This is a genomic window from Nocardia sp. CDC160 (genome assembly GCF_035818795.1).
In the GTDB taxonomy this organism is placed as follows: Bacteria; Actinomycetota; Actinomycetes; order Mycobacteriales; family Mycobacteriaceae; genus Nocardia.
This window is the reverse complement of record NZ_JAYKYT010000002.1, coordinates 323,508-338,409: the sequence shown is the minus strand read 5'-3', so window position 1 is coordinate 338,409 and position 14,902 is coordinate 323,508. Positions and strand designations below refer to the sequence as shown.

15 protein-coding genes are annotated in these 14,902 nt (G+C 68.3%); 7 read left to right on the top strand and 8 right to left on the bottom strand.

Translation table 11 applies throughout. The features are described from left to right. The first annotated feature begins 17 nt into the window (after window positions 1-17). On the top strand, window positions 18-383 hold the full coding sequence (locus VMT40_RS08905) for a MerR family transcriptional regulator (protein ID WP_326357511.1): 366 nt from the start codon (window positions 18-20) through the stop codon (window positions 381-383). Between the two features lie 15 nt (window positions 384-398). Here VMT40_RS08905 and VMT40_RS08900 read toward each other — a convergent pair whose 3' ends face one another. The 5 genes from VMT40_RS08900 to VMT40_RS08880 all read right to left on the bottom strand — a co-directional run bounded on the left by VMT40_RS08900 (window position 399) and on the right by VMT40_RS08880 (window position 4,101). Continuing rightward, window positions 399-686, bottom strand: a complete 288-nt coding sequence (locus VMT40_RS08900) for a hypothetical protein (RefSeq protein ID WP_326357510.1) — start codon at window positions 684-686, stop codon at window positions 399-401. A gap of 110 nt (window positions 687-796) precedes the next feature. Beyond that, window positions 797-1,726, bottom strand: a complete 930-nt coding sequence (locus VMT40_RS08895) for an amino acid ABC transporter permease (RefSeq protein WP_326357509.1) — start codon at window positions 1,724-1,726, stop codon at window positions 797-799. Continuing rightward, entirely contained in the window at window positions 1,723-2,403 is a 681-nt protein-coding gene (locus VMT40_RS08890) for an amino acid ABC transporter permease (protein ID WP_326357508.1), read from the bottom strand. Before VMT40_RS08890 ends, VMT40_RS08895 begins: the two co-directional genes overlap by 4 nt. An 82-nt stretch (window positions 2,404-2,485) precedes the next feature. Next, on the bottom strand, window positions 2,486-3,319 hold the full coding sequence (locus VMT40_RS08885) for a glutamate ABC transporter substrate-binding protein (protein ID WP_326357507.1): 834 nt from the start codon (window positions 3,317-3,319) through the stop codon (window positions 2,486-2,488). A gap of 53 nt (window positions 3,320-3,372) precedes the next feature. Continuing rightward, window positions 3,373-4,101 (bottom strand): amino acid ABC transporter ATP-binding protein, encoded by a 729-nt coding sequence (locus tag VMT40_RS08880; RefSeq protein ID WP_326358542.1) that lies wholly within the window; start codon window positions 4,099-4,101, stop codon window positions 3,373-3,375. A gap of 178 nt (window positions 4,102-4,279) precedes the next feature. Between VMT40_RS08880 and miaB the strand changes: the two genes are divergently transcribed. Together miaB and VMT40_RS08870 are read left to right on the top strand one after the other, a co-directional pair. Continuing rightward, window positions 4,280-5,806 carry a tRNA (N6-isopentenyl adenosine(37)-C2)-methylthiotransferase MiaB gene (miaB, locus tag VMT40_RS08875; RefSeq protein ID WP_326357506.1) on the top strand — a complete coding sequence of 509 codons (1,527 nt, stop codon included), beginning with the start codon at window positions 4,280-4,282 and terminating at the stop codon, window positions 5,804-5,806. A 270-nt stretch (window positions 5,807-6,076) separates the two neighbouring features. Then, the gene (locus tag VMT40_RS08870) at window positions 6,077-6,658 is read left to right on the top strand and encodes an Rv2732c family membrane protein (RefSeq protein ID WP_326358541.1); all 582 of its coding nucleotides are present in this window, start codon (window positions 6,077-6,079) and stop codon (window positions 6,656-6,658) included. A 62-nt stretch (window positions 6,659-6,720) separates the two neighbouring features. On the opposite strand, the gene VMT40_RS08865 is transcribed toward VMT40_RS08870, so the two are convergent. Then, a complete protein-coding gene (locus VMT40_RS08865; protein ID WP_326357505.1) occupies window positions 6,721-8,121 on the bottom strand; it encodes an MFS transporter in 1,401 nt (466 codons plus the stop codon). 95 nt (window positions 8,122-8,216) lie between these two features. Between VMT40_RS08865 and VMT40_RS08860 the strand changes: the two genes are divergently transcribed. Next, window positions 8,217-9,236, top strand: a complete 1,020-nt coding sequence (locus tag VMT40_RS08860; protein WP_326357504.1) for a GlxA family transcriptional regulator — start codon at window positions 8,217-8,219, stop codon at window positions 9,234-9,236. A gap of 5 nt (window positions 9,237-9,241) precedes the next feature. Here VMT40_RS08860 and VMT40_RS08855 read toward each other — a convergent pair whose 3' ends face one another. Together VMT40_RS08855 and VMT40_RS08850 are read right to left on the bottom strand one after the other, a co-directional pair. Beyond that, window positions 9,242-10,027 carry a phosphatase gene (locus VMT40_RS08855; protein ID WP_326357503.1) on the bottom strand — a complete coding sequence of 262 codons (786 nt, stop codon included), beginning with the start codon at window positions 10,025-10,027 and terminating at the stop codon, window positions 9,242-9,244. Between the two features lie 375 nt (window positions 10,028-10,402). Beyond that, window positions 10,403-11,986, bottom strand: coding sequence for a DUF349 domain-containing protein (locus tag VMT40_RS08850; protein WP_326357502.1), 1,584 nt, complete (start codon window positions 11,984-11,986; stop codon window positions 10,403-10,405). A 212-nt stretch (window positions 11,987-12,198) separates the two neighbouring features. Here VMT40_RS08850 and VMT40_RS08845 point away from each other — a divergent pair, with 212 nt between their 5' ends. The 3 genes from VMT40_RS08845 to VMT40_RS08835 all read left to right on the top strand — a co-directional run bounded on the left by VMT40_RS08845 (window position 12,199) and on the right by VMT40_RS08835 (window position 14,898). Continuing rightward, entirely contained in the window at window positions 12,199-12,966 is a 768-nt protein-coding gene (locus tag VMT40_RS08845; protein ID WP_326357501.1) for a hypothetical protein, read from the top strand. Next, window positions 12,963-13,880: a tRNA (adenosine(37)-N6)-dimethylallyltransferase MiaA gene (gene miaA, locus VMT40_RS08840; RefSeq protein ID WP_326357500.1), complete on the top strand. Its 918-nt coding sequence runs from the start codon at window positions 12,963-12,965 to the stop codon at window positions 13,878-13,880. The genes VMT40_RS08845 and miaA overlap by 4 nt, the downstream gene beginning before the upstream one ends. Before the next feature lie 196 nt (window positions 13,881-14,076). Then, window positions 14,077-14,898 carry a TrmH family RNA methyltransferase gene (locus tag VMT40_RS08835; protein WP_326357499.1) on the top strand — a complete coding sequence of 274 codons (822 nt, stop codon included), beginning with the start codon at window positions 14,077-14,079 and terminating at the stop codon, window positions 14,896-14,898. The last annotated feature ends 4 nt before the right edge of the window (window positions 14,899-14,902 follow it).

Sequence of the window (14,902 nt, the reverse complement as noted above, 5' to 3'; positions counted from 1 at the left end):
CCGGCCAAGGAGGCGCAATGCTCATCGGAGAACTGGCGGCACGCACCGGCACCACCACCCGTGCCCTGCGCTTCTACGAGGAGCAGGGTCTGATGACGTCCGATCGCACCGCCTCGGGTTACCGCGTCTACGAGGAAACGGCCGTCCGCCGGGTCACCAATATTCGCGACCTGCTCGACACCGGTTTCACCGTCGAGGACGTGCGCGCGTTCCTACCGCATCTGGATCGCGATCTCCCCGAGGTCTTCCACCTCGAGCCCCGCTGCACCACCGGCTACGCCCAGGTGGGCGCGCCCCGCGTCGCCCACCTCAATGAGCGCATCGCGCAGCTGACCGAACTCCGGGATCGCCTCGTGGCCCGAATGCCTTGGCTGGCGGACTGACTCGCCCGCGAGCGCTCAGTGCAGGACGCCGCCCGGACGGCGGGTGGAGAGGGCTCGGCGGGCGTGGCGGGTATCCGTCCGGCGGTGCCCTCGATGCGCGGACAGCCGGGGCACGGCGTGTCGATCCGCACCCGCCGCGAGTTTGGCTCGGCGACGAGCCAGAATCCGATCGAGCCCGCGCGAGGCGAAAAAGGTGCCCAATACCGCCGCGAAGGCGGTGAGCCCCGCGACCAATGGCGTAATGACGGTGATCAAGAAAAGCCCGAAGACGAATTCTCTTCGAGCGCTGTCGTCTTCGTTCATGAAATCCAGTATGCGAGCTGGGCGGAGCACTTGTCCGCAGGTCCGCGCAGCATTCCCGGAATGCCCGGTCCCGGCTCGGAAACGCGGTTCGAGCCGGGACCGGATTTCGCCTACTTCGGGGCGGCGGTCTGGCCGCCCAGCACCACATCCATGCCGGGCGGAGCGGTCGCGACGCCCGCCGAGAGCACGGCCCGCGAGCCGCGCTTGCGCGTGCGCAGCCACTTCTCGACCCGCGTCGCGATCACCGTCAACGTGTAGTTGATGACGATCATGATGATGGCCACCACGATCAGCGCCGGAATCGGATTCTGTTCCGCCGCACCGAGTTGCGTACCGCGGCGCACGATCTCCAGATAGGTGATCTGATAGCCCAGCGCCGAGTCCTTGAGCGCCACCACCATCTGCGACACCAGCGCGGGCAGCATGGCGGTAATGGCCTGCGGCAGCAGAATGGTCACCATCACCTGGGTCTTGCGCATGCCCAGCGCGATGGCCGCCTCGGTCTGTCCCTTGGGGATGGCCCGGATGCCCGAGCGCACGATCTCGGCGATGACCGACCCGTTGTAGATGGTCAGCGCCACCACCACGGCCCCCAGTGCCAACTGGTCGGACGGGAAGACGTTCTGGGTGCCGAACAGGTTGAACAGGAAGATCATCAGGATCAGCACGGGAATCGCCCGCGAGATCTCCACGATCGCGCCCGCGACCCAGCGGATCACCCGATGGTCCGACAGTCGCAGAATCCCGAAGATCATGCCCAACACGAGCGCCAGCACGATCGACAGCGCCGCCGCCTCCAGCGTCCCGCGCAGGCCGGGCAGCAGGTAGGTGGTCCAGATCTGGCTCTCGGTGAACGGCTTCCACTTCGCCGCCGTGAACTGCCCCTTGTTGGCGAGGCCGTGGTAGACCACCCACACCGCGGCCGCCGCCGCCGCGATCACGATGACGGAATAGATCCGGTAGCGCAGGCGCGCGCGGGGACCGGGCGCGTCGTAGAGCACCGACGCCTCGGGGGCGCGGCGGCCCAGGGTGATGGTCATCGCTTCACCTCGAATCGCTTGGCCAGCCAACCGAAGAACAGGCCGGTCGGCAGGGTCAGAATGATGAAGCCGAGCGCGAAGATGGCACCGATGCTCAATGCCGCCGCCTCGGTCTCGTTCATCTCCGACATGAGCAGCGCGGCCTCACCGACACCGATGGCCGACGCGATGGTCGAATTCTTGGTCAAGGCGATGAACACACTGCCCAGCGGCGCGATGACCGACCGAAACGCCTGCGGCAGCACCACATAACGCAGGTTCTGCCCGAAGGTGAACCCCAGCGACCGCCCCGCCTCCGACTGCCCGAACGGCACCGTATTGATGCCCGACCGCAGCGACTCGCACACGAAAGCCGCCGTGTAGACACTCAATCCGACGATCGCGAAGCGAAAGCTGTTCTGCGCGATACTATTCGGCCCCTCCGGCGCCAACCGCCACCCGAGGGTCTGGTACAGGCCCAGCGAGCAGAACACGATGATCAGCGTGAGCGGCGTATTGCGAATGATATTGACGTACAGGGTGCCGATCCATCGTGCGATCGGAACCGGCGACACCCGCATGGCCGCGACGACGGTGCCGAGGATCAACGCCCAGAACGCCGAATACAGCGTCAGTTTGATGGTCACCCAGAACGCGTCGAGCAGCTTGGTGTGATAGTTGGAGATCAAGTCGAACACGACTGCCCCATTCCTCCGATCGGAAAACGAAGCGCGCCGGGTGATTTCATGAGTGGGAAATCACCCGGCACGTGTCCGTGACTCAGTACCGGTCGACCGCGGGCGGCTGCGGGATCTGGAATCCGGTGGAACCGAATTCCTTCTCCAGCGCGGCCTTCCACGCCCCGGAGGAGATCATGGCCTCGATGGCGTCATTGATCTTGCCGCGGGTTTCGGTGTCGCCCTTCTTCAGGCCGATGCCGTACTTCTCGGTGGAGAAGGTGTCGCCGACGACCTTCAGCGCGCCCGGCGACTGCGCCGCGTAACCGCGCAGGATGATGTCATCGGTGGTGACCGCGTCCACCGCGCCCGACTTCAGCGCCTCGACACACAGCGAGTAGGTGTCGTACTCCTGCAGCTGAACGTCCTTGGCGTACTTGTTCTTCACGTTCTGCGCCGGGGTGGAGCCCTTGACCGAGCACAGCTTCTTGTTGCCGTTCAGCGATTCCTTGCCGGTGATGTCGGTGTTGTCCGACCGCACCAGCAGCGACTGACCGGTCTGGAAGTAGGGCCCCGCGAAGTCGACCTTCTCCTTGCGCGCGTCGGTGATCGAGTAGGTGGCGACGATGAAGTCGACCTGCCCGTTCTGAATCAGCGTCTCGCGCTGCGAGGACGGCGACTCCTTGAAGGTGATGTTCTCCGGCTTCACGCCCAGCTTGTCGGCCACGTACTTGGCGACATCGACATCGAAGCCGCTGTAGCTGCCGTCCTTGTTGAGCAGGCCCAGGCCCGGCTGGTCGAACTTGATGCCGATGGTGAGCTTGCCGTCGGCGGCGTGCTGGCTGGCCGACTTGCTGCTGCTGCCGCCGCAGGCGGTGACGGCGAGCGCCAGGGCAGCCACTCCGGCGGCGATCCGGATTGCGTGGTTGATCCTCATCGAAGGTCCTGTTCTCTCGTGGAGTGCGGGAGTCGTTTCCCGGGTGGGGTGGGTCAGTGGGACAGGATTTTGCCCAGGAAGTCCCTGGCGCGATCCGATTTCGGTGCGGTGAAGAAGGCCTCGGGCTCGGCGTCCTCGACGATCTGCCCGTCCGCCATGAACAGCACACGATTGCCCGCGCGGCGCGCGAAGCCCATCTCGTGGGTGACGACCAGCATGGTCATGCCGTCCTTGGCGAGCTGCACCATCACCTCGAGCACCTCGGACACCATTTCCGGGTCGAGCGCGGAGGTGGGCTCGTCGAACAGCATCACCTTGGGATCCATGGCCAGCGCGCGGGCGATGGCCACGCGCTGCTGCTGGCCGCCGGACAGCTGTGCCGGATACTTGTCGGCCTGATTGGCGATGCCGACCCGCTCGAGCAGTTCGAGCGCGCGCTTGCGGGCCACGTCCTTCTTCTGCCCGCGCACCTTCACCGGCGCGAGCATCACGTTCTCGAGAATGGTCTTGTGGGCGAACAGGTTGAACTGCTGGAACACCATGCCCACGTCGGCACGCAGCTTGGCCAGCGCCTTGCCCTCGTCGGGGAGCTTCACCCCATCGACGGCGATTTCGCCGGAGTCGATGGTCTCCAGTCGATTGATGGTTCGGCACAGTGTCGACTTGCCGGAGCCCGAGGGTCCCACCACGATCACGACCTGCCCTCGGGGCACTTCGAGATTGATGTCACGCAATACGTGCAGCGAGCCGAAGTGCTTGTCCACGGTCCGCATCGAGATCATCGGCGCGGGGTTGCTGATGGGATCGGCAGCATCGGTCATGACCAGTGACCCTATATATGTCGTGCCCGAAATGCTCGTCTTTGAGTTGCCGGGGCCGCACTGTGCTGCAACCGAGACGCCGGTCACGCCCGTCAGGACGGGTTTATGGCCTCCGCGTGCCAGCTATTACCCTGGTTGGGTGAATTCCCCGGCCCGGACCTACGAGGTCCGCACCTACGGCTGCCAGATGAACGTGCACGACTCCGAGCGCCTCTCGGGTCTGCTCGAGGATGCCGGTTACGTCAAGGCAGTGGCTGGCGACACCGCCGACCTGGTCGTCTTCAATACCTGCGCGGTGCGCGAGAACGCCGACAACAAGCTGTACGGCACCCTCGGCCACCTCGCGCCCATCAAGGCCGAGCGGCCCGGCATGCAGATCGCGGTCGGCGGCTGCCTGGCGCAGAAGGACCGCGACACCGTGGTGAAGAAGGCGCCCTGGGTGGATGTGGTGTTCGGCACCCACAACATCGGTTCGCTGCCGGTGCTGTTGGAGCGGGCCCGCCACAATGAGGAGGCGCAGGTCGAGATCATCGAAGCGCTGGAAGCGTTTCCGTCGACGCTGCCCGCCAAGCGCGAGTCCGCCTACGCGGGCTGGGTGTCGATCTCGGTGGGCTGCAACAACACCTGCACGTTCTGCATCGTGCCGTCGCTGCGCGGCAAGGAGGTCGACCGGCGGCCCGGCGATGTGCTCGCCGAGGTGCAGGCGCTCGTCGATCAGGGCGTCATGGAGGTGACGCTGCTCGGGCAGAACGTGAACTCCTACGGCGTCTCCTTCGCCGACCCGAACGAGCAGCGCGACCGCGGCGCGTTCGCGAAACTGCTGCGCGCCACCGGAAACATCGAGGGCCTCGAGCGCGTGCGCTTCACCTCCCCGCACCCGGCCGAATTCACCGATGACGTCATCGAGGCCATGGCCGAGACCCCGAATGTCTGCCCGCAGCTGCACATGCCGCTGCAGTCGGGCTCGGACCGCGTGCTCAAGGCCATGCGCCGCTCCTACCGCAGCGCCAAGTTCCTCGGCATCATCGAGAAGGTGCGCGCGGCCATGCCGCACGCGGCCATCACCACCGACATCATCGTCGGCTTCCCCGGCGAGACCGAGGAGGACTTCCAGGCCACCCTGGACGTGGTGCGACAGGCGCGCTTCACCAGCGCCTTCACCTTCCAGTACTCGATCCGCCCCGGCACTCCGGCCGCGACCATGCCCGATCAGCTGCCGAAGGAAGTCGTGCAGGAGCGCTACGACCGGTTGATCGCACTGCAGGAACAGATTTCGCTGGAAGGCAATCAGGCGCTGATCGGCTCGACCGTCGAACTCCTCGTCGCCGAGGGCGCGGGCAAGAAGAACGACCGGACCGCCCGCATGTCCGGCCGCGCCCGCGACGGCCGCCTCGTGCACTTCCGCCCGCCCGCCGACCCGGCCCCCGGCACCGAGATTCGCCCCGGCGACGTCATCACCATCGACGTCACGGGCGCGGCCCCGCACTACCTGATCGCCGACGGCGAGGTCCTGACTCACCGCCGTACCCGCGCGGGCGACGCCCACGAACGCGGCATCACCCCGAAGACCGCCCCCATCGGCGTCGGCCTGGGCTTGCCCAGCATCGGCGCGCCCGTGGTGGTCGAACCCGCCGCCGCGGGTTGCGGCTCCGCCTGCGGCGACTGACCCCACTGTCAACTACGCAGCGTCATAGGGCAGGATGCTGGGGTACGTGCGGGTGGACCTGTTGCGGGAACTCCGGGCCGCACGCCGCCGACCAATCAGTACGCGTGAGCGAGGATCGCGAGCGGAATGAGCGAGCAGCAGTCCAATGGCCCCGACGAGCCTGCCGAGCGGTCGGAGCATGCGGAGGAACCGGAGCGTTCTAGCGAGCGAGCGCAGCCGGAAGAGCAAGCAGGACAGGCAGAACCGAGCCCCGAGGCGAGCGAGGAGAGTATGAAGGCCGCCGAGAACAATCAGGACTTCGAGCAGTTCCGGGCAGATCTCGAAGCGGTCGAACGCAAGATCGCGGGGGAGATCGATCCGGGTGTGCGGGCCATGGTGGTCGCGGGGTCGGTGTTCGTGCTGCTGGCCTCGCTGGTGCTGCCGCACGCGGGCAAGACCCGCGGCTTCGATGTGCTGCTCTACGACACGGTCGCCCAGGGTGATCACATTGGACTGCCGTCGCGAGTCTTCGTCTGGTTCGTCACGATCTTCGGGATCGGGTTCTCGATGCTGGCGCTGATCACCCGCCGCTGGCTGCTCGCCTGGATCGCGGTGGCGGGCTCGGCGATCGCCAGCGTGTTCGGCGTGCTGTCGATCTGGCATCGGCAGACCCCCGGGCTGGGCAACTACCACGGTGCCGGGCCGGGTGTCGGGCTGATCGTGGCCACCATCGCGATCATGGTGTTGACCTTCCACTGGATTCGCGTGGTCTGGGCTCGCACCTCCGTGCAGCTGGCCGCCGAGGAACAGCGTCGCCTGGCCGAGGCCAAGGCCGAGGAGCAGCAGCGCCGCCGGTTGTTCGGCGAGGACTGAGTCTTCGAAGGGGCCCGGCGGCAACCGCATTCGGTTGCCGCCGGGCCCTTTTCATGCGTTGGTCAGGCGCGCTCCGGGCGGTAGGCGAGTCCGGCGATCGTGGCGGCCAGGCCCGCGACCACCATGTAGATCCAGCCCGCCCGGAATTCCGTCATGGTTCGCGTGGCGGCATCGCCGAGAATCGCGGTGAGAATGGCGACCCCCAGGGCCGAGCTGGTCTGGCGAGCCATCATCAAGGTGCCGGAGCCGAGCGAGATCTGGTCGGCGGGCAGCAGCGTCGAGGATCCGAACAGCGGCGGCTGCAGCAGCGCCGTGCTCGCACCGGCCAGCAGCGCGCCCGGAACCATCACCACCGCATAGGAATCCGAGAATTCGGTGGCCACCGTCCACCAGGCGCAGCCGAGGGCGATGGCCGCGCCGCCCAGTGCCGCCGAGGCGCGGGCACCGAAGCGGGCGACGAATTTGCCGGAGAACGGGGACATGATCAGGCAGCTGATCGGCATGGCGGCCACCCCGAAGCTCGCACGCAGCGTCGAGTACTGCCACTGCTCGGTCATGAACAGCGTCGCCTCCAGAATCATGGCGGCGAAGGCCAGGTAGTAGCAGAAGACGCCGAGGGTGGCGGTGCGGAACGGGCGGTGCCGCAGGATGATCGGGCTCACCACCGGATCGGGGTGGCGGCGCACGTGCAGCACGAACAGGGCGGTCAGGACCAGCGCGGCGACCAGGCAGCCCAGCGTGCCCGGCGCGGTGTAGCCCCAGTCGGTGGCCTGCACGAACACGGTGGTGAACGCGGCTGTCGCGCCGAGGATCAGGGCCGCGCCGAGCAGATCCAGGCGGCGGTTGGCGCGGGACTGGATATCGGGCAGGACCTTCAGGCCGAAGGCGAAGGCCACCACCGTGAACGGCACGTTGAGCAGGAAGATCCAGCGCCATCCGGCCTGCAGCAGCAGGCCGCCGATCACCGGGCCGCTCGCGCCGCCCGCTGCGGCGATGGCGGTCCAGATGCCCATGACGGTGGTGTGCTCGCGCTTCGGGAAGACCGGCAGCACCAGGCCGAGACCGGTCGGGATGAGGATGGCGGCCGCGGCGGCCTGCAGCACCCGGGCGATGATGAGGACCGCCAGGTTCGGGGCGAGGCCGCAGGCGATCGAGGCCAGGCCGAATAGCGCTATGCCGAGCAGGAATCCGCGTTTGCGACCGGTATCGTCGGCGAACCGACCGGCCGGAACTAGGAGGGCGGCCATCACGATCGTGTAGGCGTTCAACGTCCACGACACCGTGCCGGTGGACGCGTTCCCGAAGGACTCCTGCAATGCCGGGAAGGCGACGATGACCGCGAACAGATCCAGGATGGCCAGATACTGCGCGATCGCCGCAATGGCCAGTACTCGCCACCGGCGCGGGTCCGGCGGCGAATCCGGCTGGGGGACTGGGGTCGTGCGTTCGGTCGTCGTGGTCATGTCTCCGACTATCCGAGACGGCGACACGATCCACGAGTGGCAGGAATGCCACACTGCGCTAGATTTCTGACAACCTTCGGCGCTAGATTCGAGTCATGGATACGAACGGTCCCGGCACGCTGGCCGTGGCAGTCGCGCCCGGCATGCCGATCTTCGAGGTCGCGATTCCGTACCAGGTGTTCTATGAGCCGCCGATCGGCGTCGACCCTGCGACCTGGTACGACTTCCAACTCTGCGGTCCGTGCGAGACCCACCACGCCACGCTGCGAGATCCCTTCGTGGCGTTGACCGCCCACGACTACGACGATCTCGTGCGCGCCGACACGGTGATCGTCCCGTCCACGCCGAGTGTCCGCGAGGACCCGCCCGCCGACCTGGTCGAGGCCGTCCGCGCCGCCTATGAGCGCGGAGCCCGCATCGCGTCGCTGTGCACCGGCGCTTTCGTGTTGGCGGCCGCGGGCCTGCTCGACGGTCGCCGCATGACCACCCACTGGCGGCACATCGCGGCCCTGCGCGCCCGGCATCCGCACCTCGACATCGACCCCGGCGTCCTCTACATCGACGATGGCCGCATTCTCACCAGTGCGGGCACCATGGCCGGGATGGACCTGTGCATCCACCTGATTCGCAAGGATCTCGGGTCGCAGGCCGCCAATGCCGCCGCCCGCTACCTGGTGGTCTCACCCCACCGCGCGGGCGGGCAGGCCCAATATGTGCAGTCCCCGGTCCCCGCCCGGCCCACCGATTCGGGTCTCGCCGCCACCCTCGAATGGGCGCTGGCGAATCTCGAACGCCCCCTCACGGTTTCGGACCTCGCCGCCTACGCCAACCTCGGTGAGCGCACCCTGGCCCGCCGCTTCCACGCCGAACTCGGGGCGACACCCTTGCAGTGGCTGCTCACCCAACGCCTGATCCGGGCCCGAGAACTCCTGGAGCTCACCGACCTTCCGGTCGATGTGGTCGCCGACCGCTGCGGCCTCGGCACCGCCGCCAACCTCCGCGCCCACTTCAACCGCGAAGTCGGCCTCTCCCCGAGCGAATACCGCCGCTCCCACCGCCCCACCCGCCACGAGGTCATTACCGAATCCACCGTGGTCGCAGCGGAACTCAACTGAGTGATTCAATCCCGCCCGAGGATGTATTCGCCCAGCAGGTCGTACTTTTCGGCATCGATGCCGTCGTCGAGCGGTACGGCCACCGCGACGGTTCCGAGCTCCTCGCCGACGAACAGCGCCGGGTCATTGCAATCCGCGAATCCGATCGCGTCGATTCCGGCCTGCGCCGCCCCGCCGCACCAACCGTGGTCGGCCACAACCAGATCCGGCCATGGCTCCCCGGCCGCACGCAGCGCCTCCAAGGACAGACGGATCGGTACCGCCGAATGGGTGTGGATCGCCCCGCGGGTGGCCATCAGATTGGCGACGCCGCCGAAATAGTCGATGTGCAGGCGTTGAACGCCGTAGTGCGTCTGGTCCTCCCAGACGGCTCCCGCCCCCGCCTCGACCGCCGAGCCACCGGCCTCGACCAACGCCGCGGCCAGCCGCTGATACAGCCGGGTGAGCGTCTTGGGATGCCCCGTGGCGAACAGCACCCGCTGCCGCTCCCGAATAGCCTTGTCGAACCGCGCCGCGTACCGATCCAGCGCCGCCACCGTGCGTTCCGGATCGATGGTGTCCAACCCGCGCCGGAAATCCCGCCGCGAATCCACCCCAACCTTCCGAACCATCAAATCGAAAATCGCATCGACATCCCACTCCGGCCCGATATCGAGCCCGAACAAAAACCCCGGATCCCGTTGCGCCAGCCGCCAATAATGCGCGAGATTGTTCTCCCGAGGCGTGGCCACCGGCCCCGCCATCCCGGTCGCGATCAAGTGGGCGATCAATGCTTCCCGACTCGGTGCCATGGACCCGAGCGTAACCAGGAACCGCGCCTGCCGCCGATCATCCTGGGCGACAGAGGATTTCGCTCGTGCGCGGGCGAATGATGATGATGCGGCATCACCTCCCGGCCCCGAGCCTTCGAGGTCGCCGCCGACCTCCTCGAGCGCCTGCGCCACGGCGAGGCCGTCCTCGACCTCTGCGAACCGGGCTTCCAATCTCCTAGCGCACCATGCATCGGACCGGGTAGCTCGGCCCTCGACTCCGAGCACGGTCGGCACCGGATCAGGCAGGCGCTGCTCTACCTTGCTGCGGCGTGAGTTCGGGTGGGGGGCTGTGGCGGTTACAGCAATCCGGCCCGGCGGGTAGGGGCCGGGCCGGATCGGTGTTTCACTGTTGTGTCAGCGCTGGCTGACCGCGCCTTCGGCGGCTTCGGCCCATTCGCGCCATTGTTTGGCCTGTTCGAGGGCCTTTTCGGCGTCGCGGGTCTTGCCTGCGGCTTGGGCCTTGGCGGCCTGTTCCTCGAATTGGGCTACGCGTTCGCGGAATTGGGCGGCGCGGGCCATGGCCTCGGGGTCGGTGCGGCGCCATTGGGCGTCGACGGCCTCGCGGACTCGCTTCTCGATGGTGCGGAGGCGGGATTCGAGGTCGTGCATGCGCTCGCGCGGGACCTTGCCGATGGCGTCCCACTTCTCCTGGAGTTCGCGCAGGGCACTGCGGGCACCGTCGAGATCGGTCTCGGGATTGATGTGCTCGTAATGGCGCAGCAGCTCTTCCTTGGCGGTCGCGTTCTGCTCGAACTCGTGATCGCGTTCGCTGGCCGCGGAATTCCGGGCGGCGAAGAAGACGTCCTGGGCGGCCTTGAAGCGACGCCACAGCTGCTCGTCGGCCTCGCGCGGGGCGCGGCCCGCGGCCTTCCATTCGGTCAGCAGGTCGCGGAAGATGGCCGCGGTGCCGGACCAGTCGGTCGACCCGGAGAGTTCCTCGGCGCGCACGCAGAGTTCTTCCTTGCGGGTCTTCGCGGCCGCGCGTTCGCGATCGAGTTCGGCGAAATGCGCCCCGCGGCGACGGTTGAACGCCTCGCGCGCCTTGGAGAAGCGCCGCCACAGCGCGTCGTCGACCTTGCGGTCCACGCCGCGAATGGTCTTCCACTCGTCGAGGATCTCCCGCAGCCGGTCCCCGGCCACCTTCCACTGGGTGGATTCCGCGGCGATCTGCTCGGCCTCGGCGGCCAGGGCTTCTTTGCGCTCGGTTTGCTCGTGCCGGGTGCGTTCCTTCTCCTCCTTGGCGTGCGCGGCCGCCTCGTCGGAGTGTTCGATGATGGCCCGCAGCCGGTTCGCCAAACCGTCGATATCACCGATGACCGAGGCCGTCGGCAACGTCTCGGCAAGCGCGGTGGCGGCGGCCTTGGTCTTGCGGGCGTCGGTCCCCGCGGCCAGGCGTGCCTCGAGCAGCGCCACCTCGGTGGCCAGATCGTCGAAGCGGCGGCCGAAGTGGGCCAGCCCCTCGGCGGCGTCCCCGGCCTGCCAGGAACCGATGACGCGTTCGCCGTCGGCGGTCTTGACCCAGGCGGTGCCGTCATCGTCGACCCGGCCCCACTGGCTGGGGTCGCTCACGGTCGGCACGACCACCGGATGCGGGTGCGGGGCGGCCGGGCCCGGCGTGGGCTTGACGGCATGGGGTTTGGGCGACTCGGGTTTGCGGCGCGGGCCGCCCGGGCGGGGTGCGGCGGCCGGAGACGGTTTGGGTGTCCCGGCGGTCTTGCCTGTGGCCGCTCCGGCGGACTCGCTCGGCGTGGGCCGGGCCGTCTCGTTGGACGGTGGCTCGGCGGTCGCACCCGCAGGGGCTGATTCGGTCGCGGGGGTCACGGCTGTTTCGGTCGCGGGGGTCACGGTCTCGCTCGGGGAGGGCAGCGGCGCGCCGGGCTTGGGCGTCGGGGTCGACTCCGAGTGGGTGGCCTTCTCGGTTCCGTTGTTGTCGGTCATTGCTCCTCGTCCCTGCCGCGCGTCACGGCTGCCTGGTTACGCCCTAGCTCATCTGTCTAGCTCCATCCCATTCAACCAGGCTGAGATGGGAAATGCTGTCTTTGAGCCCGCTTCGGCGGCGCGGCGACCGTGCCGGGGTGGGGCTGGTGAGGTGCGTTAGCGCTACGGTTGACGGCGTGTTCTGTGTTGCGTCGTTGGTTCCCTCCCCGCCCGTGCTGATACCCGAACTCGAGGGTGCGGCCGGTGCGACGGGCGATGGCGACGTCGCGACCCTGCGAGCTGCGGTCTTGCGTGCGGCGGGTGAGTTGTCGGCCCGCGCGTCGCGGTGGATCGTGGTCGGCGTGGCGGACTCGGAGGAGGTTTCCGGGGGCGCGGAAGCGGACCGGGTGATCGGTTCGGAATCGGTGGGCACATTCCGGGGATACGGAGTGGACGTGCGTGTCGGTTTTGCCGGATCCAACGATGCCGCCGGATTCGGTTCCGGCGCGGACCCGCTGCTGCCGCTCCCGGCGCTCATCGCGGGCTGGCTGCGCGGGCAGGCCGCCCCCGAGGCCGTCGCGGAATGCCGCCTGATCTCGGCCGATGCCTCCGCCGACGAGGCGCTGACCTTCGGCCGATATCTGCGTGCCGAACTCGACGCGGAATCCGAGCCGACGGCCGTCCTGGTCGTCGGCGACGGTGCGGCAACCTTGTCGCTCAAGGCGCCGCGCTATCTCGACGAGCGCGCCGAGGGCGTGCAGGCCGAGATCGATCGGGCGTTGAGCGCGGGGGATCGCGGGGCCTTGGCAGCCCTGGACACGCACCTGCTGGCCGAGCTTGAGGTCGCGGGCCGACCCGCCTACCAGGTGCTGGCCGGACTCTTCGCCGTCGACCCGGCCGATCCCAAGGTCGAAACGCTGTACGCCGCGGCCCCGTTCGGGGTGGCCTACCACGTCAGCGTGTGGGAGCCGGTCGGCGATGTAAGTGGAGTAGGCGCGTGAGGCCCATCGCCGTGGTCGGGCCGACCGCCACCGGCAAGTCCGATCTGGCCCTGGATCTGGCGGAACGGCTGGACGGGGAAATCGTCAATATCGACGCCATGCAGCTGTATTGCGGGATGGACATCGGCACCGCGAAACTGCCCGTCTCCGAGCGCCGCGGCATTCCGCACCATCAACTCGACGTGCTCGACATCACCGAGACCGCGACGGTCGCCTCCTACCAGGCCGCCGCGCGCGCCGACGTGGAGGCGATCATGGCGCGCGGGCACACCCCGGTGATCGTCGGCGGCTCCATGATGTACGTCCAAGCGCTGCTGGACGATTGGGACTTCCCGGCCACGGACCCGGAGATCCGCGCGAAATGGGAAGCGGTGCTGGCCGATCGCGGCACGGTCGCCGTGCACGAGGCGCTGAAAAAGGCCGATCCCGTGGCCGCCCAGACGATCCTGCCCACCGACGGCCGCCGCATGGTCCGCGCCCTCGAAGTGGTCGAGCTGACCGGCAAACCCTTCGCGGCCTCCGCGCCCCAGATCGGTGAACCCCGGTGGGGCACGGTCATTCTCGGTGTCGATCGCGACACCGCCGAATTGGATGCCCGCATCGAACTGCGCACGGCGAAGATGTTCGACTCGGGTCTGCTCGAGGAGACCGAACAGCTCATCACTCAGGGCCTGCGGCACGGCCAAACCGCCCGCCGCGCCATTGGATACGCCCAGGTCCTCGACTACCTCGACGGCGAATATGACCTCGCCGAGGCCCAGGAGCGCACCTTCATCGGCACCCGCCGCTACGTTCGCCGCCAACGCTCCTGGTTCCGCCGCGACCAACGCGTGCACTGGGTCGACGGCGCGGATCCGGCCTTGGCCGCAACGGCTTCGGCCATTGTCGAGCAGGCGTCGGTCGGCGGCCGGTAGGCCCTTCGGCACGGTGCGCAGCACATCGGTGAGGGGGTGGATTCGAACCCGCCATCATCCGCAGCGCCGCAAGGTATTTCGTTCGGTCCTCGGAGGTGAGTTCCGGCAATGGCCGCCTGATGCCCGGACACTCCACGGCGCGGGGACACGCCAGAACCCGGCCGTGGATGTCGGGTGTCCGCGCTACGTTGCAAGGGTGACGGGCCGTGGGAGTACGCGGAATGCCTCGGTGGAGCTGTGGCGGGAGTACCTGAGCAACAGGGCCAAACGGGTGCGGGACGGTCGATTCCTGGTGCACGGCAGGCGCGCCATTACGCGTGGGCTCGAATGTGGTTGGCCGCTGGAGACGCTCGTCTATCGGCTGGGCGCGCCCGAGCCGCCGGAGTGGGTGCGGCAGCTGCTCGAGACCAGCGGGGTGACCGGGGTGGGCCTGGTGCCGGAGGTGATGGCCGAGCTGGCCGAGCCCTCGGAGCCGGTGCCGGAACTGGTGGCGGTCGCGCTGACGCGGCGGCCGGAACTCGACGAGTTCGCGCCGGGCACGCCGGAGGATCCGGCGACCGTGGTGGTCATCGACCGGCCCGCGTCGGCGGTCCGGTTGGGCGCGCTGATCCGGTCCGCGGTGGCGTTCGGGGCGGGCGGGGTGATCGTGACAGGTTCCGGCGTCGACCATTACGACCCGCAGAGCGTGCGCGCCTCCGACGGGGCGCTGTTCGCCATCCCGGTGCTGCGCGCCTCGGGACCGGCGCAGGTGGCCGCGTTCCGGGACCGGCAGCGCGCCCGCGGCATCGCGACCCGCGTGGTCGGCAGTGACGATCACGGCGGTCTCGCCCTCGATGACGCCCGCTTCGACGGCGGCACCGTCCTGGTCCTCGGCGACGAGAGCCAATCCCTGGGCCCCACCTGGGAGCGGGTGTGCGATGAGCTGGTCCGCATCCCCACCGACGGCACGCTCGGCGCGCCCTCCGCGGCGGCGGTGGCACTCTACGAAATAGCCCGGCAGCGCCGGGCGCTAACGTAAAGAC

Bases quoted from the DNA above. Each gene is read 5' to 3' on its own strand.
- VMT40_RS08885 (WP_326357507.1), bottom strand. From the start codon at position 3,319: ATGAGGATCAACCACGCAATCCGGATCGCCGCCGGAGTGGCTGCCCTG.
- VMT40_RS08905 (WP_326357511.1), top strand. From the start codon at position 18: ATGCTCATCGGAGAACTGGCGGCACGCACCGGCACCACCACCCGTGCC.
- VMT40_RS08900 (WP_326357510.1), bottom strand. From the start codon at position 686: ATGAACGAAGACGACAGCGCTCGAAGAGAATTCGTCTTCGGGCTTTTC.
- VMT40_RS08865 (WP_326357505.1), bottom strand. From the start codon at position 8,121: ATGACCACGACGACCGAACGCACGACCCCAGTCCCCCAGCCGGATTCG.
- VMT40_RS08855 (WP_326357503.1), bottom strand. From the start codon at position 10,027: ATGGCACCGAGTCGGGAAGCATTGATCGCCCACTTGATCGCGACCGGG.
- VMT40_RS08850 (WP_326357502.1), bottom strand. From the start codon at position 11,986: ATGACCGACAACAACGGAACCGAGAAGGCCACCCACTCGGAGTCGACC.
- VMT40_RS08870 (WP_326358541.1), top strand. From the start codon at position 6,077: ATGAAGGCCGCCGAGAACAATCAGGACTTCGAGCAGTTCCGGGCAGAT.
- VMT40_RS08880 (WP_326358542.1), bottom strand. From the start codon at position 4,101: ATGATCTCGATGCGGACCGTGGACAAGCACTTCGGCTCGCTGCACGTA.
- VMT40_RS08860 (WP_326357504.1), top strand. From the start codon at position 8,217: ATGGATACGAACGGTCCCGGCACGCTGGCCGTGGCAGTCGCGCCCGGC.
- VMT40_RS08895 (WP_326357509.1), bottom strand. From the start codon at position 1,726: ATGACCATCACCCTGGGCCGCCGCGCCCCCGAGGCGTCGGTGCTCTAC.